19 protein-coding genes are annotated in these 20,866 nt (G+C 37.9%); 11 read left to right on the forward strand and 8 right to left on the reverse strand.

Annotated elements, in window-relative coordinates; all coding sequences use genetic code 11:
* Positions 1-22 precede the first annotated feature (22 nt).
* From pdxT to dnaA, 8 genes are all read right to left on the reverse strand, one after another.
* Entirely contained in the window at positions 23-601 is a 579-nt protein-coding gene (gene pdxT / locus BUB11_RS00420; protein WP_073026973.1) for a pyridoxal 5'-phosphate synthase glutaminase subunit PdxT, read from the reverse strand.
* A 2-nt stretch (positions 602-603) separates the two neighbouring features.
* A complete protein-coding gene (pdxS, locus tag BUB11_RS00425; protein ID WP_073026975.1) occupies positions 604-1,488 on the reverse strand; it encodes a pyridoxal 5'-phosphate synthase lyase subunit PdxS in 885 nt (294 codons plus the stop codon).
* A 104-nt stretch (positions 1,489-1,592) separates the two neighbouring features.
* Entirely contained in the window at positions 1,593-4,076 is a 2,484-nt protein-coding gene (gene gyrA / locus BUB11_RS00430; protein ID WP_073026977.1) for a DNA gyrase subunit A, read from the reverse strand.
* Positions 4,077-4,090: 14 nt separating this feature from the next.
* A complete protein-coding gene (gyrB, locus tag BUB11_RS00435; protein ID WP_073026979.1) occupies positions 4,091-6,025 on the reverse strand; it encodes a DNA topoisomerase (ATP-hydrolyzing) subunit B in 1,935 nt (644 codons plus the stop codon).
* Between the two features lie 251 nt (positions 6,026-6,276).
* On the reverse strand, positions 6,277-6,537 hold the full coding sequence (remB, locus tag BUB11_RS00440; RefSeq protein ID WP_073026981.1) for an extracellular matrix regulator RemB: 261 nt from the start codon (positions 6,535-6,537) through the stop codon (positions 6,277-6,279).
* Positions 6,538-7,632, reverse strand: coding sequence for a DNA replication/repair protein RecF (gene recF / locus BUB11_RS00445; RefSeq protein ID WP_073026983.1), 1,095 nt, complete (start codon positions 7,630-7,632; stop codon positions 6,538-6,540).
* An 8-nt stretch (positions 7,633-7,640) separates the two neighbouring features.
* Positions 7,641-8,744 carry a DNA polymerase III subunit beta gene (dnaN, locus tag BUB11_RS00450; protein WP_073026985.1) on the reverse strand — a complete coding sequence of 368 codons (1,104 nt, stop codon included), beginning with the start codon at positions 8,742-8,744 and terminating at the stop codon, positions 7,641-7,643.
* Between the two features lie 341 nt (positions 8,745-9,085).
* Complete coding sequence (dnaA, locus tag BUB11_RS00455) at positions 9,086-10,444, reverse strand: chromosomal replication initiator protein DnaA (RefSeq protein WP_073026987.1); 1,359 nt, start codon at positions 10,442-10,444, stop codon at positions 9,086-9,088.
* A 357-nt stretch (positions 10,445-10,801) separates the two neighbouring features.
* Here dnaA and rpmH point away from each other — a divergent pair, with 357 nt between their 5' ends.
* From rpmH to BUB11_RS00510, 11 genes are all read left to right on the forward strand, one after another.
* A complete protein-coding gene (rpmH, locus tag BUB11_RS00460) occupies positions 10,802-10,936 on the forward strand; it encodes a 50S ribosomal protein L34 (RefSeq protein ID WP_007777819.1) in 135 nt (44 codons plus the stop codon).
* A gap of 372 nt (positions 10,937-11,308) precedes the next feature.
* Positions 11,309-11,650, forward strand: a complete 342-nt coding sequence (rnpA, locus tag BUB11_RS00465; RefSeq protein WP_073026989.1) for a ribonuclease P protein component — start codon at positions 11,309-11,311, stop codon at positions 11,648-11,650.
* A 4-nt stretch (positions 11,651-11,654) separates the two neighbouring features.
* Positions 11,655-11,861 carry a membrane protein insertion efficiency factor YidD gene (gene yidD / locus BUB11_RS00470; RefSeq protein WP_073026991.1) on the forward strand — a complete coding sequence of 69 codons (207 nt, stop codon included), beginning with the start codon at positions 11,655-11,657 and terminating at the stop codon, positions 11,859-11,861.
* An 11-nt stretch (positions 11,862-11,872) separates the two neighbouring features.
* Positions 11,873-12,547 (forward strand): YidC/Oxa1 family membrane protein insertase, encoded by a 675-nt coding sequence (locus BUB11_RS00475; RefSeq protein WP_073026993.1) that lies wholly within the window; start codon positions 11,873-11,875, stop codon positions 12,545-12,547.
* 29 nt (positions 12,548-12,576) lie between these two features.
* Positions 12,577-13,203, forward strand: a complete 627-nt coding sequence (gene jag, locus BUB11_RS00480; RefSeq protein ID WP_073026994.1) for an RNA-binding cell elongation regulator Jag/EloR — start codon at positions 12,577-12,579, stop codon at positions 13,201-13,203.
* A gap of 149 nt (positions 13,204-13,352) precedes the next feature.
* Positions 13,353-14,717 (forward strand): tRNA uridine-5-carboxymethylaminomethyl(34) synthesis GTPase MnmE, encoded by a 1,365-nt coding sequence (gene mnmE / locus BUB11_RS00485; RefSeq protein ID WP_073028135.1) that lies wholly within the window; start codon positions 13,353-13,355, stop codon positions 14,715-14,717.
* 8 nt (positions 14,718-14,725) lie between these two features.
* The gene (gene mnmG / locus BUB11_RS00490) at positions 14,726-16,627 is read left to right on the forward strand and encodes a tRNA uridine-5-carboxymethylaminomethyl(34) synthesis enzyme MnmG (protein ID WP_073026996.1); all 1,902 of its coding nucleotides are present in this window, start codon (positions 14,726-14,728) and stop codon (positions 16,625-16,627) included.
* Between the two features lie 3 nt (positions 16,628-16,630).
* Positions 16,631-17,350, forward strand: coding sequence for a 16S rRNA (guanine(527)-N(7))-methyltransferase RsmG (gene rsmG / locus BUB11_RS00495; protein WP_073026998.1), 720 nt, complete (start codon positions 16,631-16,633; stop codon positions 17,348-17,350).
* Between the two features lie 123 nt (positions 17,351-17,473).
* Positions 17,474-18,934, forward strand: coding sequence for a VanW family protein (locus tag BUB11_RS00500; protein WP_242947406.1), 1,461 nt, complete (start codon positions 17,474-17,476; stop codon positions 18,932-18,934).
* Positions 18,935-19,069: 135 nt separating this feature from the next.
* Entirely contained in the window at positions 19,070-19,831 is a 762-nt protein-coding gene (locus tag BUB11_RS00505) for a ParA family protein (RefSeq protein ID WP_073028138.1), read from the forward strand.
* The gene (locus BUB11_RS00510) at positions 19,824-20,669 is read left to right on the forward strand and encodes a ParB/RepB/Spo0J family partition protein (RefSeq protein WP_073027000.1); all 846 of its coding nucleotides are present in this window, start codon (positions 19,824-19,826) and stop codon (positions 20,667-20,669) included. Before BUB11_RS00505 ends, BUB11_RS00510 begins: the two co-directional genes overlap by 8 nt.
* Positions 20,670-20,866 lie beyond the last annotated feature (197 nt).

Consider the following 20,866-nt stretch of genomic DNA (forward strand, 5'->3'; position numbering starts at 1 on the left):
CTTGGCGGTCGCCTTAGTGAACTTAATGTTCATCAATCATGTTTAAAAAATACTGATGAACTCTATTATCTGGAGTAAGTTCCGGATGGAACGCACTGGCTAATAAATTTCCTTGTCTCACAAAGACAATCTTACCATTATACTCTGCTAATATACCTACATTAGGGGCCACTTCCTTAAGATAGGGTGCTCTAATAAACACAGCTCTCAGGGGATTAACTCCTAAGGCAGGTACTTGGAGATCCGTTTCAAAACTTGCTACTTGCCTTCCAAAAGCATTTCGTTCTACTACTGTATCCATAAGGTTCAAGCGATACTGATCACTGTCTACAATAGTTTTACTAAGTAATATCATACCTGCGCAAGTTCCAAAAATTGGCATATCCTTAGCGCCAAGCTCCTTAATTCTTTCACCCATCTCATCAATTCTCAGGAGTTTACCAATGGTTGTACTTTCTCCACCTGGAATAATGAGACCCTGTATTCCATCAAGATCACTTGTTCGACGCACTTCTGTAACATCGCAACCCAATTTTTCTAAAACCTGCCGGTGCTCGCGAAAAGCACCTTGCAGTGCCAATACGCCAACACGCTTTTTCATTCTTACCAACCCCGTTCTTGCATACGCTGAGATTCGGTCAGGGTAGATATTTCAATTCCCGACATAGGTTGTCCTAAATCTTTGGAGATTTCCGCAAGCAATTTTGCATCCTTATAATGGGTCGTTGCCATAACAATTGCTTTAGCACGTGCTTTTGGATCACCCGATTTAAAGATTCCTGAGCCTACAAAAATACCATCCACTCCCAGTTGCATCATTAAAGCAGCATCAGCTGGCGTAGCTATACCTCCTGCTGCGAAGTTAACGACGGGAAGTTTACCATGTTCCGCCACATAAAGAACCAAATCATAGGGAGCACCCATATCTTTGGCTGCAGTCATAAGCTCCTCTTGCGGCATCAATGTCAAAGCACGCATTTCACTCATCACGGTACGCATATGCCGAACTGCTTCAACTACATTACCTGTTCCAGGTTCTCCTTTGGTACGGATCATGGCGGCTCCTTCTCCGATTCGCCGTAATGCTTCACCCAGATTACGGCACCCGCAAACAAAAGGCACCTTGAAATCATGTTTATTAATATGATAAGAATCGTCTGCAGGAGTTAATACTTCAGACTCATCAATATAATCAGCACCTAAAGCTTCTAAAATTCGAGCTTCGACAAAATGTCCGATACGTGCTTTAGCCATGACTGGAATAGACACTACAGCCATTATGTTCTTTATAATTGAGGGATCTGCCATCCGTGCAACTCCACCTTCTGCACGAATATCCGAAGGAACACGCTCTAAAGCCATTACAGCACATGCTCCAGCCTCTTCTGCAATTATTGCCTGCTCAGGAGTGGTTACATCCATAATAACGCCACCCTTAAGCATTTCTGCAAGTCCAGTCTTAACTTTAAATGAGCCAATATCAGTCATTATAATAGTTCCTCCTCAAGATAAATTGTTAAACAATAGTTTATGTATATAAACATATTCTATGAATCTCAGACATGGTAACACCTTGCTCAAATTTTGTCAATTTAGACTTCATCATCTGAGTCCTCGGAATTATCACCTTCCTCAATTTCTCCATCATCTTTCATCAAGACTTTTGCAATCGCTACTACACTGCTTTCACCGGTCCGCATGGCCATAACCCCTTGTGCAGATCGTCCTTGATTAGAAATGCTTGAAACAGGAATTCTAAGCATAATTCCATTATTGGTGATTACCATAAGTTCATCTTCAACTTGAACAACTTTGATTCCAACTAAAGTGCCAGTTTTAGCATTCAATTTCATGACAATAACTCCTCGGCCGCCACGTCCTTGAACACGGAATTCCTTAAGATTAGTTCGCTTAGCAAATCCGTTTTCACTCATTGTTAGGAGTTCACCTTCGTCACCAATAACATCCATTCCAACAACTAAATCGTTTGCTTCAAGCTTTATCCCTTTGACTCCACGCGCTGTACGTCCCATATAACGTACATCAGACTCTGGAAAACGAATGGCAATTCCATTTTTAGTAGCTAAAAGAATATCATCCAATCCTTGGGTTAACTTAACCCCGATAAGTTCATCCTCTTCATCTAAGGTTAAAGCAATTAACCCATCTCTTCGGGATGAATCATATTCCTGTAATGCTGTCTTCTTCATGATGCCGTTTTTAGTAGCTGTGATCAAGAAGAAGTCAGGACTATACTCTTTAATTGCCATAACTGCTGTTATCATTTCATGTTGGCTTAAATTTAAGAGGTTTATAACAGCAGTTCCCTTACCAGTTCGACTTGCTTCAGGAATCTCATGTGCTTTCAGTCGATACACTTTTCCCTGTGAAGTAAAGAAAAGAATATAGTGATGTGTGGTCGTTGTAAAGAGATGTTCAACAAAATCTCGTTCTTTAGTAGCCATCCCATGGACCCCTTTGCCCCCTCGGTTCTGGCTCTTGTATGTATTTAGAGGCAACCGTTTAATATACCCGTAATGCGTAACGGTGACAACTACGTCTTCAACTGCAATAAGATCTTCAATATCCATTTTACTAACATCAACCGTTATCTGTGTCCGTCGAGAATCCCCAAATTTATGATTTATTTCTTCCAATTCAGCTTTAACAATTCCAATAACCATAGCTTCTGAGGCAAGAACTGATTTAAGATAATCAATAGTCTTCATCAGTTCCTTGTATTGATTCTCCAATTTTTCTCGTTCTAATCCAGTCAGGCGTTTTAATCTCATATCTACTATGGCTTGGGCTTGTTTTTCACTTAAACCAAATCGCATTGATAGATTTTCTCTAGCCTTTGATTCATCAGATGAAGAGCGAATGGTTTCAATAACTTCATCAATATGATCAAGTGCTATTCTCAGTCCCTCAATAATATGAGCTTCTGCCTCCGCTTTATTGAGTTCAAACCTAGTTCTTCTAACAATTACATCTTTTTGATGTTCAATAAAATAATGAATCATATCCTTAAGCGTAAGAGTTTTTGGCTGTCCATTGACTAAGGCCAGCATATTTACGCCAAAAGTATCTTCTAATTGAGTATGTTTATAGAGTTGGTTTAAAATAACTTTCGGATTGACATCACGTCTTAACTCTATAACAATACGCATCCCTGACCTGTCCGATTCATCCCTAAGGTCGGTGATCCCATCAATTTTCTTATCACGAACAAGGTCAGCAATTTTTTCAATCATTCTAGCTTTATTGACCATAAACGGAATTTCTGTGACAAGGATACGGGTCTTACCCGACTTTTCCATGTTTTCAATTTGTGCTTTAGCTCTTATTTTTATTGAACCTCTTCCAGTCAGATAAGCAGATCTGATTCCTTCGTGACCCATGATCGTTGCACCAGTTGGGAAGTCTGGACCTTTTATATAATTAATTAGTTCGTCAATTGATAATTCCGGATTTTCCATCAAAGCAATTGTCGCTTGGACCACTTCTGTTAAATTATGAGGTGGAATATTCGTTGCCATTCCTACGGCAATTCCTGAAGAACCGTTTACAAGCAAATTTGGAAATTTTGAAGGCAATACTGTAGGTTCTTCTTGTTTTTCATCATAGTTAAGTCCGAAATCAACAGTATCCTTGTCAATATCTGCTAACATATAAGTCGCTAGTTTAGCCATTCGCAGTTCAGTATAACGCATAGCTGCCGCAGAGTCTCCATCAACTGAACCAAAGTTACCGTGTCCGTCAACAAGCGGATAGCGACTTGCAAAATCTTGCGCCAAACGAACAACCGCATCATAAATTGAAGAATCTCCGTGGGGGTGGAATTTACCCATGCAATCCCCAACAAGTCGTGCGGACTTACTATAAGGCTTGTTCGGAGTCAAACCCAACTCATGAAGAGTATAAAGAATTCTGCGATGCACCGGTTTGAGCCCGTCTCGCACATCGGGCAAAGCACGACTAACGATAACACTCATAGAGTAATCGATAAATGACTTTCGCATTTCTTCTGCAATTTCAATAGGAAGGACTTTCCCTCCCAATAGTTCATCCGCCATGAATGAGCACCCCTTTAAGTATCTAAATTACGAACATCTTTAGCATAGCGATTAATAAAGTCACGACGAGGTTCAACCTTATCACCCATTAATACAGTAAACATTTCTTCAGTCCTCATTGCATCTTCCATAGTCACCCTTAAGATAGTTCGGTTTGCAGGATCCATCGTGGTTTCCCACAACTGATCAGGATTCATTTCTCCCAAACCTTTGTAACGCTGAAGTTCTACCTTTTCCCGACCTATTTTTTCAAGGGTATTCGCCAATTCAACATCTGAATAAGCATATTGAATGTCTCGCCCTTTCTTTATCTTAAAAAGCGGCGGTTGAGCAATATAAACATAATGATTTTCGATGAGGGGTCTCATATAACGATAAAAGAAGGTTAGTAATAGTGTCCGAATATGAGCACCATCTACGTCAGCGTCTGTCATAATGATTAGTTTATGATAACGTGCTTTTGTAATATCAAAATCATCAGATATACCAGTTCCCATCGCAGTAATCATTGCTCGAATTTCTGTATTTCCTAATATTTTGTCGAGCCGTGCTTTCTCTACATTAAGAATTTTTCCACGTAAGGGCAAAATGGCTTGGAAGCGACGATCTCTGCCTTGTTTTGCCGAACCACCTGCACTATCTCCCTCGACAATGTACATTTCACACAAATCAGGTTCCTTCCAAGAGCAATCTGCCAGTTTACCGGGAAGAGAGGTTCCTTCTAATGCACTCTTTCGACGAGTTAACTCCCTCGCTTTTCGGGCTGCGTCCCGTGCTCGGGCTGCTTGAACTGATTTATCAATAAATTTTCGAGCAATAGACGGATTCTCTTCTAGGAAAATATTTAAGCCTTCTCCTGTTGCCGAGTCCACTATACCTCTTATTTCACTATTACCTAATTTAGTCTTCGTCTGTCCTTCAAACTGTGGATCAGGAACCTTAACCGAAATTACAGCAGTTAATCCTTCTCTGATGTCATCTCCAGAAAGATTAGAATCTGCAGTTTTTAACATATTACTTTTGCGGGCATAATCATTGACTACCCTCGTTAGAGCCGACTTAAAACCCGCCTCATGGGTTCCCCCTTCTTGGGTATTAATATTATTAGCATAGGAAAATAAATTTTCCGCATAACTATCGTTATACTGAATACAAACCTCAACTTGAACATTGTCTTTTGTTGTTTCAATATATATTGGTTGCGGATGCAAACAATCCTTACTTTTATTGAGGTACATTACAAAATCTTGAATACCACCGGTATGTAAAAAGGTTTCTTTAACATTAGTACGCTCATCCGTTAAATTAATAGTAATACTTTTATTTAAAAACGATAGTTCTCTAAGTCGATGAGCTAAAATATCAAAATCGTAAACAGTCTCCTCAAATATTTCTGAATCTGGGATAAATGATATCTTAGTTCCATTGTTCTCGGTTGTCCCAATGTTTGCCAGCTCTGTAGTCGGCTTGCCTTTTGCATATTCCTGATGATATACATGGCCTCCTTTGGAAACCTCAACAACCAACCATTTGGATAAAGCATTTACAACACTTAGACCAACTCCATGAAGCCCCCCTGATACTTTATAGGCACTTTCACTTCCACCAAATTTTCCTCCAGCATGTAATACGGTCAAAGCAACTTCAACAGCAGGTTTACCTGTTTTAGGATGTATATCTACTGGAATTCCGCGTCCATTATCGATAACTGTAATACTGTTATCTGCGTGAATTAGCACATCAATTTTATCACAATATCCTGCTAACGCTTCATCAATACTGTTATCAACGATTTCATAGACAAGATGATGGAGACCACGAGGACCTGTGGTCCCAATATACATACCAGGACGTTTACGAACAGCCTCTAAACCTTCAAGAACTTCGATTTGCCCTGCATTATAATTATCACCCGTACTTTGAACTTGTAGCTCTTTATTTTCTTGCAAAGCTGTTTCCTCCTATAGAAAACTTGACTAGCGCCAAGACTTTTATTCGCCGGCGGTCGCCATAGTCGCACTTATGCGCAGGCCATAACTCTAACAGAAATGTTCAAAGTTAGAACATCACATAGATGGCAATGGTGCCTTATTAGCATGAAAGTTTGACTAGTACCAAAAAATACCTTCAACCTTATTATTGTACACTAAAATTTAAGATGTATCAATTTAAAGCTAATTTAAACTAAAAGCTTTAATTTTTAACTTTCATTTCCTATTTCGGTAAAAGTACGCCTAAATAATGTAATCGAAGAAATTGGAGAAAAATACAAATCATTTATCGTTACAATTAAGGTTTTTTCCTTACCTTTATCTGAAATATAGTAAATACTTTTATAATGGTCCTTCATTTTATCTAAAAATACTTGGTTAGTTTGACTTATTTTTTTCATATCTAAGTCTATAATTGTAACAATTTCATCTTTTTTAATCAGAACATCTCCACCAAGATGTAAATACAACTAAGTTTCCCTCCTTATGTGCCCTTGTTCCACAAAATAAAGTGTTCCTAACTCAAGATGATTATCAGCACTCGTCATAGTTATAAGAGTTTGTATGTGTGAAGACTCTATGAACTTTATTAAATAGTCTCTCCTAAAACGGTCCAATTCAGACAACACGTCATCAAGTAAAAGAAGGGGGTATTCCCCTTTTTCTTGACGTATTATCTCAAGTTCAGCAAGTTTTAGGCTCAACACTAAAGACCGCTGTTGCCCTTGTGATGCATAAAGTCGTGCTGGCTTATTATTTAGGAGTATCTGTAAATCATCACGATGAGGTCCTACAAGAACCATTTGACGTTCTATCTCTTGATCTAATTTATCATTTAGTAATTTTGGAAATTCAGATATAGCTTCATTTGCAGTTCTTTTACCTAAAGCATAGTAGAGTATCATCAATTTTTCTTTTTTTGAGGACAAATTTCCATAAATGGGGTCAGCTGCATCTTGTAAGCGTTGCGTCAAATCCGCTCTATTGAGAATAATCTTTTCTCCCAATTCAATAATTTGTTCATTCCAAAGCTGTAATTGTGAGTATTTCAAATGCTTGTCAGTAAAAGACTTTAATAATGCACTTTTCTGCTGAATCACTTTATTATACGCGTTTAGAATACTTACATGTCCTGGGCGCATTTGTGCAATATGCAAGTCCAAAAATCTTCTTCTTTCCGAAGGCCCCCCTTTTATCATAACAAGGTCATCCGGAGAAAAGAAGATTACATTTATGGTCCCAACAAAATCGGATAAACGTTGACAAGATACTTTGTTTATTTTGACCATTTTCCTTTTATCTTTATAATGACTTTCCAACGATACTTTACGGTCATTCATTAAAAAATCCCCATAAAGATGAAATTCACTTTGATCCCAACGTAACAATTCTTGCTCCCGATGTACTCTATAGGATTTACCAGTCAATAAGTAATAAATTCCTTCAATAATATTTGTCTTACCCTGACCATTATCTCCAATTAAAATATTTGTTCCAGGCATGAATTGGATAGTTTCATTTTCATAATTACGGAAATTCTGTAAGCGCATATTATTTATCATCATAATTATTATTAAGACGTTCTTACCGGTAATACCAGATAAATATAATTCGGATTGTCTAATGGTCGCATTACTCCTGGACTAAATGGTCCAGATAATTCAAATAAAATGCGATCGCTGTCTATTACTTTTAAAGCATCAATCAAAAATTTTGCATTAAAAGCAATCCTTACATCCTTGCCTTCCATCTCTATGCCTATTTGCTCAGATATTTTGCCTAATTCTGAACTCTGATCAATTCTCAACTCATTATTTTCTACATTTATCCTTATAATATTAGCACCACTTTTGTCGCGAGATAGCAATGAAGCCCGTTCCACTGCGTCAAGAAATTCTTTAACTGATAAATACACTTTTGTTTCACATGTTTGAGGGATAACTTGTTTATAGTTAGGAAATTGACCCTCTATAAGCCTCGATATTAGATAAATTGACCCAAATTGGAAAACTACCTGATTACTGCTGTAACTAATGTTCAAGACCTCATCTTCATCTCTTAACAAACGATAAATTTCCGAAAGAGTTTTAGAGGGAATAATGCCGCTAAAACGTGATTCTCCCGAATTAGTTATTTCAGAAATAATATAGGCTAATCGATGTGTATCTGTGGCCACTAGTCGAATATTTGTACCCTCAATTTGCAAGAGTATCCCATTAAAAACTGGTCTATTTTCTTCTGCAGCACAGGAGAATATGGTCTGTTTAATCATATTTTTAAAGATCATAGTGGGTAATTCAAAGGATAAGGGTTCTATAAGATCTGGAAGCAAAGGGAATTCTTCTGGATCGTAACCATGCAAAATAATTTCTGATTGGTAATAACCTATTGTTATTTGTTGATCTTTTTCTTCTAATGTGATTGTAGTATCTGGTAATTTACGAACAACTTCTGTAAATAGTTTAGCAGGAACGATCATTGTCCCTTCCTCAGTGACTTGGGCTGGAACGTCACAACGAATCCCCATTTCAAGATCAGTAGCTGCAAATTGTAAAGACTGATTATCGGCCTGAATTAAAATTCCTTGAAGGACCGGCAATGGGTTTTTATTAGAAACAGCCCGTTGAACAGCATTTACACCAGAAAGCAGTGCATCTTTTGAGCAGAAGATTTTCATATGAATCGAATCCTCCTATAAATTTTATCCCCTGGATAAGATTAAATAGACTTCAGAATCTGAAGTAGTTTTTTAGTGATTGTTATTTTTGAGTAAGAAAATTTTAATTAGATTTTTTTATTTCTTGCTCGTTCTAAACCCGGGTTATTAATAATAAGATAATAGTTAGTAGTTGTAGTAGTATCGCTTGTCAACATGTGTATAAGTAGACTGACATGTCTAAACGACTGATAAAACCTATGTTGAAAAAGTTGTGGACAACCGGATCAAATTATCCACGTGTCCACATTTAAAAATTTATTACTATTTTATCCACAGGTTAAGAACAATATTTTAAAGCTTTAATCGGATTGAATACGTTGTATTATTTCATTCACTTTTTTCTCGAGCAACGGGTCATTGCTTAGGGCTTGTGTAATTTTATCGTGAGCATGCATTACAGTCGTATGATCTCTTCCCCCAAATTCGTCTCCTATTTTAGGTAAAGAGAAATCTGTAAGCTGACGAGAAAGATACATGGCGATTTGTCTGGGAAAAGCAACGGCACGGGTTCTTTTCTTAGCTTTAAAATCAGTAGGTGACAAGTTAAAAAATCTTGCTACAGATTCTTGAATAATATCAATGGTTATTTGCTTTGTATTATTTGCTGGGATAATATCTTTTAATGCTTCTACTGCTACTTCTGCAGTTATAGGGATTGAACTAAGGGAGGCAAAAGCCATTACTCTTATTAGTGCGCCTTCGAGCTCACGTATATTCGAACGAATCTTGTCAGCAATGTAAACCATTACTTCATTAGGAACCTGGAGGTTTTCCATCATTGCCTTTTTTCGAAGAATAGCTATGCGTGTTTCTAGATCGGGTGCCTGAATATCAGTTATTAAACCCCATTCAAAACGTGATCGTAAACGGTCTTCTAACGTTGGTATTTCTTTTGGAGGACGATCAGATGAAATAATAATTTGTTTATTAGCTTCATGAAGTGCATTGAATGTATGAAAGAACTCTTCTTGAGTTCGTTCTTTGCCAGCTAAAAACTGAATATCATCAATTAGCAGGATATCAACGTTTCGGTAATGATTGCGGAATTCTTCGGGGTTTTCGTCTCTGATGGAATCTATCAGCTCATTTGTAAATTTTTCACTAGAAACATAAATAACCTTAGTATTAGGTGATCGTTGAAGGACATGATGCCCTATTGCATGCATGAGGTGGGTTTTTCCCAGACCTACTCCACCGTAAATAAATAGGGGATTATAGGACTTGGCCGGTGATTCAGCCACAGCTAAGGAAGCGGCATGAGCAAAACGATTACTATTACCAATAACAAAAGTGTCGAAGGTGTATTTGGTATTAAGTGAATTAGGAATAGGTTCATTATGTTTAGAAACTGCAACTGTAGGCTCAGTTGAGGATATATCGTCACTATAAGTATCTCCTAAAGAAGATAAAATAAAGCGAAGACTTACAGAATGACCTAAAACGGATTGAACAGAAGACCTAATCATAGGTGCATAACGACTTTCTAACCAATCTTTTGCAAATTCATTGGGGACACTAATGACAAGTGTATCTCCATCAATATTAAGAAGTCGTGTAGAACTCAACCAAGTTTCAAAGCTCGGCTTAGAAAGTTCATTTTTTAGTTTTTCTAGCGTTTCCTGCCACAATAATTGGAGTGAGTTCGACTGTGGTGGCATTGATGGACCTCCCTTGTCTAAAAATGAAAGAAATATGACAATAAAAAAGTTATACACAAACTTATACACATTTGTGGATAACTTAAACAAATTACGTGTTGTGAATAAAAGAAAACACGATTTGTTGTTGTCGTCAGGTATTGTAGAAATATAATATCAAGTTTCGGTAGGGTTATCAACAGGAATATCGTCTGTTTATAAAATTATTCACAGTGGATAACTTTTTTGACTATAAGTTATCCACATTGTGTCAAAGTCATTTGCTTGACAGATTAAAAATTTTTAGAGTATAATCTCTAAGTAAGTTTGATTGTCTTCGAATGTTTTTTCGTTTGAAATAAAGGAGGTGTCGTTAAATTGAAGAGAACATATCAACCGAAGAATCGGCGTCATAAGCGTGTTCACGGTTTTTTAAGTCGGATGAGTACGCCAACGGGGCGAAATGTAATAAAGCGCCGTCGTTTAAAGGGTCGGAAGAAGTTATCAGTTTAAGGCCGCAATTATGTGGCCTTTTTTTTACAGTCTGAAAGTATAACTAATCGTTACATACTTTATGTAAGGATCCCTTCTCGCCATTACGGTACCTAATGACATCTATAGCGGTGTACTAACCTCGAACATCCTTGTTCGAGTCATGGTGGTGCTCTTTCTCAACCATCCTTGGTTGAGTCATACAGGGACATTCAGGTCGTCCATGGCCAGCGATTAAGTGTAACTATGGCGACCGCCAAGGCCTGTGGCTTGGCGGAAACCAAGTTTATCTGATAAATAATTTTTATAAGCTGTCATTCTAACTTGTAAAACGTTTAAACTAAGGCATAGTGAGTTAGAATATGATAGAAGGTATGTAAGCCTGGAGGAGTTATGCTACAAAGAAAGTTTCGCTTGCGTCAAAAATCGGGCTTCAAATCAATTTTCGAACTCGGAAAAAATTACTCTGTAAAATATGTTGCTATTTATGTTTTTTACAAAGGCCCTAATCGTTTTGGTTTTATTGCCTCTAAAAAGGTAGGGAATTCTGTTCAAAGAAATCGAGCAAAGAGACTTATGAGGGAAGTCATCCGGCTTCATTTGACGGAAATCAGGAAAGATATACAAATTATTTGTATAGCAAGAGCAAGAATCAAAGGAGTTTCCTACTCTGAAGTCGAAAGCAATATGATGAATATTTTAAAAAAAGCTAATACCTTAATAAAAAGTGAGTAAATTAATGAGACGTATTTTAATTGGGATTATTCGTTTATATCAAGTTTTAATTTCTCCTCTAAAGGGACAAACTTGTCGCTTTTATCCAAGTTGTTCGGAATATTCTGCTCAGGCTCTATTAAAATACGGCCTAATTAAAGGAAGTTGGAAATCAATTAAACGGATATTAAAATGTCATCCGTTTCATCCAGGTGGGCACGACCCAGTTTAAGGAGGGCTTCTGTGAGTACTATTGTTGAAGGAATGACTTATTTGTTAAACATACTCTATAGTATGTCTGCTGCAATAGGTTTACCGTATTATGGTGTTGCGATTATACTTTTGACGATGTTAATTAAGACCCTGATTTTTCCGCTAACTTATAAACAAATGGCTTCAATGCGAAAAACGGTAGATTTACAACCAAAAATTAAAGCACTTCAAGAAAAACATAAAAATAATAAAGAAAAAGCGAATGCAGCCGTTATGGAGTTGTATAAAGAACATCAAGTAAATCCTTTGGGCGGCTGTCTACCTATTATCATTCAGTTGCCGATTTTTTGGGCTTTATACAGTACGTTGTTACATTTTCCTTATGACCCAACAAATCCTTCCGCTCATTTGTTTTTAGGCTTTGACTTAACAGTTGTATATGGGTTTGCTCTCTCATATCATATAATTTTACCAATCTTTGCTGCAGCTACAACTTATCTGCAAACTAAATTAACGAGTCCAAATGCTACCACAGATCCTACCCAAAAAACAATGTTATATATCATGCCAGTGTTTTTTGCTTACATTAGCGTTACAGTTCCAGCCGGGTTAGCTTTATATTGGGTGACGATGAACGTTGTATCGATTTTTCAACAACTTTATATTAATAACAGGCTAGCTAATAAAACTAAAAAAGCAATATAGGGACGTGTAAGGCGTGAGGAGGATCGTTCATGAGGATTGCAGAGAAAACTGGGAAAACAGTTGAAGAGGCTATTAATGCTGGAATTATGGAATTAGCGGTAGATCGTGATCGAGTAAAGGTAGAGGTACTGGAGGAACCTGCCAAGAAGGGTTTTTTCGGCCTCTTTGGAACGCGTCTGGCAAGGGTGCGTGTTTCTTACGAGGATAATCCAGGTATGTTGGCAGCAGATTTTATTAAGAAAGTCTGTCAAGCTATTAAAGTCAATGCAGATACTCAGGTAAGTAAAGATGGAGAACATTGGCATATTGATATTACTGGTCCAGAACTTGGGATTCTGATAGGACGGCGTGGAGATACACTGGATGCACTTCAATATTTAACGAATTTAGCAGTTGCTAAACAACTGTCTGAAAGAGTTCGAATTATTGTTGATGTAGAAGGATATAGGTTGAGACGTGAAGAAACGTTGGTTCGTCTTGCAAAGAGATTATCTGAAAAGGTAAAGAGGACAGGCACCAGAATAGTGTTAGAGCCGATGAACCCTCATGAACGGCGGATTATACACACTTCTTTGCAGGAAGAAGCTAGAATTTCAACCTTTAGTGAAGGCGATGATCCAAATCGAAGGGTTGTCATATCACTTAAAAGAAGCTAAGAGGGGTAAACCCCTCTTTTTTATTTTTAAATGAGTATGTGACATTACATGTCAGATAAGAATATAGGAGACTTACTTTAAGTTAAGTTTTATTTGAGTTAGAAATTTGATAGATAATGGTTATATTTTTAAAAATGGAGATGAATGCTTTGGAAGATACAATCGTTGCAATGGCAACGGCCATGGGGGAAGCTAGTATTCATGTTTTAAGATTGAGCGGTTCTAAAGCAGGATATATTCTTGAAAAATGCTTTACTCCTCAGAATAGAGAACGTTGGTCTCTCAATGAAAACTTTACCTTAAATCTTGGTAAGTTCCATGATGAAAACATGGTTCTCGATGAAGTTTTGATAGGCAAAATGTTGGCTCCTTTTTCCTATACCGGCGAAGATGTTTATGAAGTCAATTGCCATGGAGGTCCATTTGTAGCTCAAAGGATTTTGCAAGCATGCATTCGTAATGGCGCACGATTAGCTGGGCCCGGGGAATTTTCTAAGCGAGCATTTTTGAACGGCAAGCTTGACCTAGTTCAAGCAGAAGCAGTTATTGATCTCATCAGTTCCCGAACTGAAACATCCGCAAATCTAGCCTTATCTCAGTTAAATGGTGGTCTTTCGGATCAAATTACTAATTTGAGGGAAGAAATTTTAGAAATTCTGGCTTTTATTGAAGCAGGTATTGATTTTCCAGAAGATGATGTAGAAACTTTGGATAGAACAACTCTGGAATCTCTTATTAATAAAACTCTTAGGAATATAACCCTTCTATTAGCTGGAAGTAAAACCGGTAAAATACTAAGGGACGGCTTATTAACAGTTATTGTTGGTCAGCCGAATGTTGGTAAATCAAGTTTACTTAATGCACTGTTAAATGAGGAAAGAGCTATAGTTACCGATATTCCTGGAACAACAAGGGATGAAATTAGGGAATCTGTCAGTGTGGGTGGAATTCTTCTGCAATTGGTGGATACCGCTGGCATTTGTGAGAGTAATGATCTCGTAGAACGTCTGGGAATTGAAAGAGCCAGGAAGGCTTTAACAACTGCAGACTTGATATTATTGGTGGTACAGGCTAATCATCCTCTTACAGAAGTAGAGTATCAAATACTAAATACGTACTCAGACAAAGTTATTGTTCTTTTAAATAAGATAGATTTACTACACAAAGATCAGCAAGCTGTTTCAATTTATGAAAAAGGGCTGTGCATCCCTTTTTCTGTAAAGGAGCATAAGGGATTTTTTGAGTTAGAAGAAGCAATTCGAGATAGGGTTTATCAAGGAGAGACTGTTCTCTCAACAGATCCGTTACTCTCTAATGTGCGACAGATTTCCTCGTTAATGAATTGTGACAATGCCTTAAAACAATCTATGGAGAGTTTGCAGCAGGGAATGCCTTGGGATATACTTTCTATTGATATCCGACAAGCCTTACAATATGTCTCAGAAATAACGGGTCATAATGTTCAAGAATCTCTTCTCGAGGATATTTTCTCTCGATTTTGTATAGGAAAGTAGGATTTACTTTGGAATACTTTGCTGGAAAATACGACGTAATAGTTGTTGGAGCCGGACATGCTGGGTGTGAGGCTGCGCTTGCTGCCGCACGAATTGGGTGTGAGACGCTCTTGTTGACTCTAAATTTAGACACTGTTGCACATATGCCTTGTAATCCTTCTCTTGGCGGACCAGCCAAAGGTCATTTGGTTCGAGAAATAGACGCTTTAGGCGGCCAAATGGGAATTATCGCAGATGAGACGTCCTTACAGGTCAAAATGCTGAATACTGGAAAGGGACCGGCTGTTCATGCGTTGAGAATACAATCTGATAAGCAGGCCTATCAAACTCATATGCGCAATTCTTTACTTTCTCAAGCAAAATTGACTGTTATTCAAGGATTAGTTGAACGAATTGTCGTAGAAAATGGTGCGGTGAATGGTGTAGTGACTCACACAGGAGCACGATTTGAATCTGACAATGTTGTCTTAACAAGTGGTACCTATTTGCGTGGAAGGATTATCATTGGTGATTCTATGTATCAAGGCGGACCTAACGGTCAGATGCCTGCAATGTCACTGTCTGATTCGCTCAAAGAGTTTGGAGTTGAATTAGGAAGATTTAAAACAGGAACGCCGCCCCGAATACATCGTCAGTCCGTTGATTATTCTAAATTTCGTATACAACCGGGTGACGAGACTCCTTGGCGTTTTTCCTTTATGCCTACAGTTAGCACTTTTTGGCAAGGAGATACTTCTAAACAAGTAGCCTGTTGGCTGGGATATACAGCTAATAAAACCCATGACATTATACGTGATAATCTCTATCGTGCCCCTTTATATTCAGGTAAAATTGAGGGCATAGGTCCTCGTTATTGCCCTTCAATTGAGGATAAAGTAGTGCGTTTTGCAGAACGAGAAGCGCATCAAATATTCTTAGAGCCTGAAGGATGGCAAAGCGATGAACTTTATGTTGCGGGCCTATCAACTAGTATGCCTGAAGAGGTACAAGTTAACATATTACAAAGTATTTCTGGTTTAGAACATGTCCAAATGTTACGGCCTGGGTATGCAATTGAGTATGATTATGTTCTGCCTCACCAACTTTCTCTTAGCTTAGAAGTTCGCCTATTAAAAGGATTATTTACAGCTGGTCAGTTAAATGGAACTTCTGGGTATGAGGAGGCGGCTGCTCAAGGTTTAATGGCTGGAATTAATGCCGCACTGCGTGCATTAAATAGGGATCCTTTTGTCCTCCGTCGTTCAGATGGTTATATAGGGGTTCTAGTGGATGATCTGGTTACGAAAGGGGTCAAAGAACCTTATCGACTTTTAACATCTCGAGCTGAATACAGGCTTGTTCTCAGACAAGATAATGCTGATTTAAGGCTGACTGAAAAAGGCAGATCAGTTGGACTGGTCGATGAGGAACGTTGGCAACGGTTCAATAAAAAGAAGATTAACTTTGAGAGTATCAAAGTGCTTTTAAAATCTACCTTTTTCTCTCCTTTAAGTGAAGAACTTCAAAAAGTAATGATTGAGGCAAAATCTACTCCGACACGAGGAGGAATTAGTGCTCAAGATTTAATTCGCAGGCCGGAGATTTCTCTTAAACATTTAATTAAGCTCCTTCCTGAGTTAGACAGCTATGATATGGAAGTGTTGGAAGAGGCCGAGATTGAAGCAAAGTATTCTGGTTATATTGAAAAACAATGGGCTGATATCGAAAAGTTTTCTAAGTTAGAAGAGCGAATACTGCCCATAAACTTCAATCATGAAGAAATTCGAGGCTTATCTACGGAAGGAAGACAGAGACTTATGGAAGTAAATCCTTTAAATCTGGGACAAGCATCTCGTATTACCGGAGTAAGTCCTGCAGATATTTCCGTTTTACTTGTTTCCCTAGAACAGCGGCGCAGAAGGGAGAAGTAATGGGTGTTCAATGAGTATGCGGCCCTGATTAAAGGGTTAACCTATAGGCACATCGGGTGTGAATTAACAGAGTTACAAGTCAATCAACTTTGCCAATTTGGTGATCTCTTGCTTGAGTGGAACCAAAGATTAAATTTAACGAGGATTATTGATCCTCAAGAAGTGATTTTAAAGCACTTTATTGATTCGATGGTTCTTGCGAAATTCATCCAAGGTATTCATTTAGCAGACTTGGGTACTGGAGCAGGGTTTCCTGGCATTCCTTTAAAAATTTTGCGCCCAGAGCTGAAAGTTGTGCTAATAGACTCTTTAAAGAAGAGATTAGATTTTCTTGATGTTGTTATTGAAAAGTTAGATTTGCAAGACATTAATACGATTCATGCAAGAGCAGAAGATTTTGGAAGGGATAGAAAATACAGGAAATATTTTGATACAGTCAGTTCGCGTGCTGTTGCCCGTTTACCAATTCTATTAGAGTATGCTCTTCCTGTCCTTAAAATTAAGGGGCGTTTTCTAGCTGCTAAAGGACTGCAGGCAGATCAAGAATTGGCTGAGTCAGGTAAGGCTTTAAAGATTCTAGGTGGCATGTCAGAGGGAATTGAACATTTTAATTTAGGAAGCAGTGCAGAACATCGAGCTGTTATATTAATCCGAAAGGTCGGACAAACCCCTTCACAATACCCGCGTAAGGCAGGAACTCCTTCGAAAAGTCCTATTGTTTGATATTTATAGTTATCGCCAGCTACTTTCTTTTCTGTAATAGTCTTTTTATGATGGACAGTGAAGGAAAATGACGATAGAACGTCGAATTTATGAATATAGTACATTATTAGTGGAGTTATAGGGGTGGGCAATTTGGAAGAATCACAAAATCATGGGCTAGGTAAAAAGAATGATAATGCAGTTTCTGCAACAGATACTGGTAGAAGAAATCGGGGTATTGTAAAGAGACCTAGGACAGGACTAAATTTCAAAAAGAGTAAGAAGTTTTATATTTCTTTAGGACTTATTCTTACTGTATTAGTTCTTGCTACTCTCTCAGCTCTGCTTTATACTTGGGACCACCATCTCATAGCAGAAGGTGTCTCTATTTCAGATGTAAATGTTGGTGATATGACACAGGATCAAGCAAAAGAGACAATGGATAAAGAAATTGAACGTTTGATGGGACAAAATGTCACACTGAAAGTTGATCAATATTCGCAGGATGTTAGATTTGAAGATTTAGGTCTTATAGTTTCTGCTGATTCAGCATTGAGGGAGGCCTATGAGATTAGCAGGAATGGTTCAATTGCGAACAAGTTGATCAATAAATTGTCTACTTCTAAAAAAGGAGTAAACTTAACTTTAAGTCAAGAGTGGGATGACGATAAATTATTGCAGAAGCTTAATCAGAACTTGGAATCATTTAATAAGCCAGCTTCAGATGCTTCTTTTGAGATTTCTCCTCAAAATTCAATGGTTATAAAAAAGGAACAAGTCGGACGTGTTATTGATACTGAAGGTTTAGTTTCTAAAATTAAAGAAATTGACGTTTTTACTAAAGCTCCAGAAGTCACTGTGAAATATAAAGAGCAATTACCTCTCTTAACATCGGCTCAATTAGAGGATCAAAAAATTACCGGTTTATTAGCGAGTTATACAACGCGTTTTGATCCTGCACAAACCGCAAGATCAGGAAATGTCCGTTTGGCGGCAATTGCGATGGATAAGAAAATAATCAAGCCCGGGGATACCTTATCTTTTAATAAGATTGTGGGCGAAAGAACTGTAGATGCAGGTTATAAAGATGCCTATATAATCGTTAACGGTAAGTTTGTTCCTGGATTAGCGGGAGGAATATGTCAAGTATCCAGCACTTTGTATAACACTGGATTACTTGCAAATTTATCCGTCACTCAAAGAAGTAATCACGATTTGGCTATTTCTTATGTTCCACTCGGACAAGATGCTACGGTGGCTTATCCAGACTTAGATCTAAAATTTAATAACAACACAGGCGGATATTTGCTCATACGCACTAAAATGAGTAATAATGCAGTTACTATCGAATTGTACGGAAAAGTAGTTCCTGGACAGGAAATACTCATTTCGGATACGATTGAATCTGTTATTCCCTTTGAAGAACAACGACTTGTTGATGAGACTCTTTCTCATGGTGAATCGATTATTAAACAGGAAGGTCAGCCTGGATATATTGTAAAATCTTTTCGTGCTATTAAGATGAATGGACAAGTAATTAAAACTGAGACTCTTAAAGAGAGTCGATACTCACCGTTACCAAAAATTATTGCTGTTGGAGCATAATTAAATGATTATTTTTTGTATTTTTAAAAAAAGCGTTAAATACGCTTTTTTTATTGGGGGGGGTTTGATACTATCATAGAGTATAGTATTTATTATGGTTTTAGTAATGAGTGATGAAGGAAGTGTGGGCTATTGATAACTAGGGTTGTCGCTATCGCTAATCAAAAAGGTGGTGTCGCTAAGACTACAACGGCGATAAATTTGAGTGCTTGTTTGTCTGAACTAGGAAAACGCGTTCTGCTTTTAGATTTGGATCCGCAGGGAAATGCTACTAGTGGTATGGGAGTTGCCAAAAATAAACTAACTCGTTGCATTTATGATGTTCTTATAAATGACGTCCCTCTGGATCAAGTCATTATGAAAACTGAACAAAAGGGCTTAGAGGTTGTTCCTGCTCGAATTGAATTAGCAGGTGCAGAAATAGAACTAGTCACACAGAATTCGCGTGAGTGTAAATTGAGAAATGCTATCGAAAGTGTCAAGAAAGAGTTTGATTTTATTCTTATTGATTGCCCACCGTCATTAGGGCTTCTTACCTTGAATGCTTTAACAGCAGCTACAGATGTTATTATTCCTATCCAATGTGAATACTACGCACTTGAAGGGTTAACTCTTTTGATGAATACATTGGATAGAGTTCGCAAGCATCTCAACCCTAATTTAAATATTTTAGGTGCCCTTCTTACGATGTTTGATGCCCGTACTAATCTTTCTATTCAGGTCGTTGATGAAGTCAAAAAATATTTCCCGCAGAAGGTCTTCCGGAATATTGTGCCGCGAAATGTTCGCCTTAGTGAAGCTCCCAGTCATGGAAAGGCAATTAATACTTACGATTCTCGCTCTAGAGGTGCAGAAGTATATCGTGATTTAGCGAAGGAGGTCTTAGAACGTGTCTAAAAAAGGACTAGGCCGAGGACTTCAAGCTTTACTTCCTGATGAAATAGGTGACGATCCAGGCATCAAGGAAATTTCTGTTTCTATTATTGATCCTAATCCAGATCAACCGAGAACAGAATTTGAATCACAAGCGTTAAATGATCTGGCAGACTCGTTGCGTCTCCATGGTCTTTTACAACCAATTTTAGTAAGGCCAGCTGGAGAACGATATTTCGTTATTGCCGGTGAACGACGTTTAAGAGCTGCCAAAATTGCTGGTCTAACTGCAATCAAATGTATAGTCCAAGTTTGCAGTGATCAAGAAATGGCTGAACGAGCCTTGATTGAAAATATTCAACGTGCAGATTTGTCTCCAGTGGAAGAAGGCTTAGCCTATGAAAGATTGATTAATGAATATGGGTTAAGTCAAGAGCAAGTTGCACAGCGTGTGGGAAAAGCACGAACAACTGTGACTAATCTTTTGCGTGTAATACAGTTACCCGAGGCAGTTCTCGACTTACTTAGAAGTAATTTGATTTCTTTAGGCCATGCTAAGGTTTTACTCGGAGTTAAAGATACCTCCTTACAGGTACTAACAGCACAAAAGGCTGCAAAAGAACAATTGTCTGTTCGAGATACCGAAAATCTTATTAATAGGCTTACAGAAAAAGTAGAAAAGGAAAAACCTGCTCCCGAACGGTATCCTTTACTCCATAGTGTTCAAGATAAATTAAGGACCAGTTTCCAGACCAAAGTTATTGTTAAAGGAGATTATAAACGCGGTCGTATTGAGGTGCAGTATTTTTCTGAAGATGAGTTAAACCGACTTTTAGAATTATGGAACATCAACATTGAGTAATTAAACATGACTATCGCCAAGACACAGGCACAAGCGGTGGACGAAGCCTTATGCGCTGTTGTATTTATAGACAAGTATCCCTATAAACATAATTCAAATAAGGATGTTTGAGGATAGTATACCTCATTTATGTTATAAGTGTCTTATGGCATAAAGTTACCGTTGGCCATGAACCGATAAGTCCCCATAGCCAAGAC

It is taken from the genome of Desulfosporosinus lacus DSM 15449 (assembly GCF_900129935.1).
Classification (GTDB): domain Bacteria; phylum Bacillota; class Desulfitobacteriia; order Desulfitobacteriales; family Desulfitobacteriaceae; genus Desulfosporosinus; species Desulfosporosinus lacus.

Coding starts and splice junctions, on each gene's coding strand:
- pdxT (WP_073026973.1), bottom strand. CDS start 601: ATGAAAAAGCGTGTTGGCGTATTGGCACTGCAAGGTGCTTTTCGCGAG.
- pdxS (WP_073026975.1), bottom strand. CDS start 1,488: ATGACTGATATTGGCTCATTTAAAGTTAAGACTGGACTTGCAGAAATG.
- gyrA (WP_073026977.1), bottom strand. CDS start 4,076: ATGGCGGATGAACTATTGGGAGGGAAAGTCCTTCCTATTGAAATTGCA.
- recF (WP_073026983.1), bottom strand. CDS start 7,632: ATGATGATAAATAATATGCGCTTACAGAATTTCCGTAATTATGAAAAT.
- dnaN (WP_073026985.1), bottom strand. CDS start 8,744: ATGAAAATCTTCTGCTCAAAAGATGCACTGCTTTCTGGTGTAAATGCT.
- dnaA (WP_073026987.1), bottom strand. CDS start 10,444: ATGCCACCACAGTCGAACTCACTCCAATTATTGTGGCAGGAAACGCTA.
- rnpA (WP_073026989.1), top strand. CDS start 11,309: ATGCTACAAAGAAAGTTTCGCTTGCGTCAAAAATCGGGCTTCAAATCA.
- yidD (WP_073026991.1), top strand. CDS start 11,655: ATGAGACGTATTTTAATTGGGATTATTCGTTTATATCAAGTTTTAATT.
- jag (WP_073026994.1), top strand. CDS start 12,577: ATGAGGATTGCAGAGAAAACTGGGAAAACAGTTGAAGAGGCTATTAAT.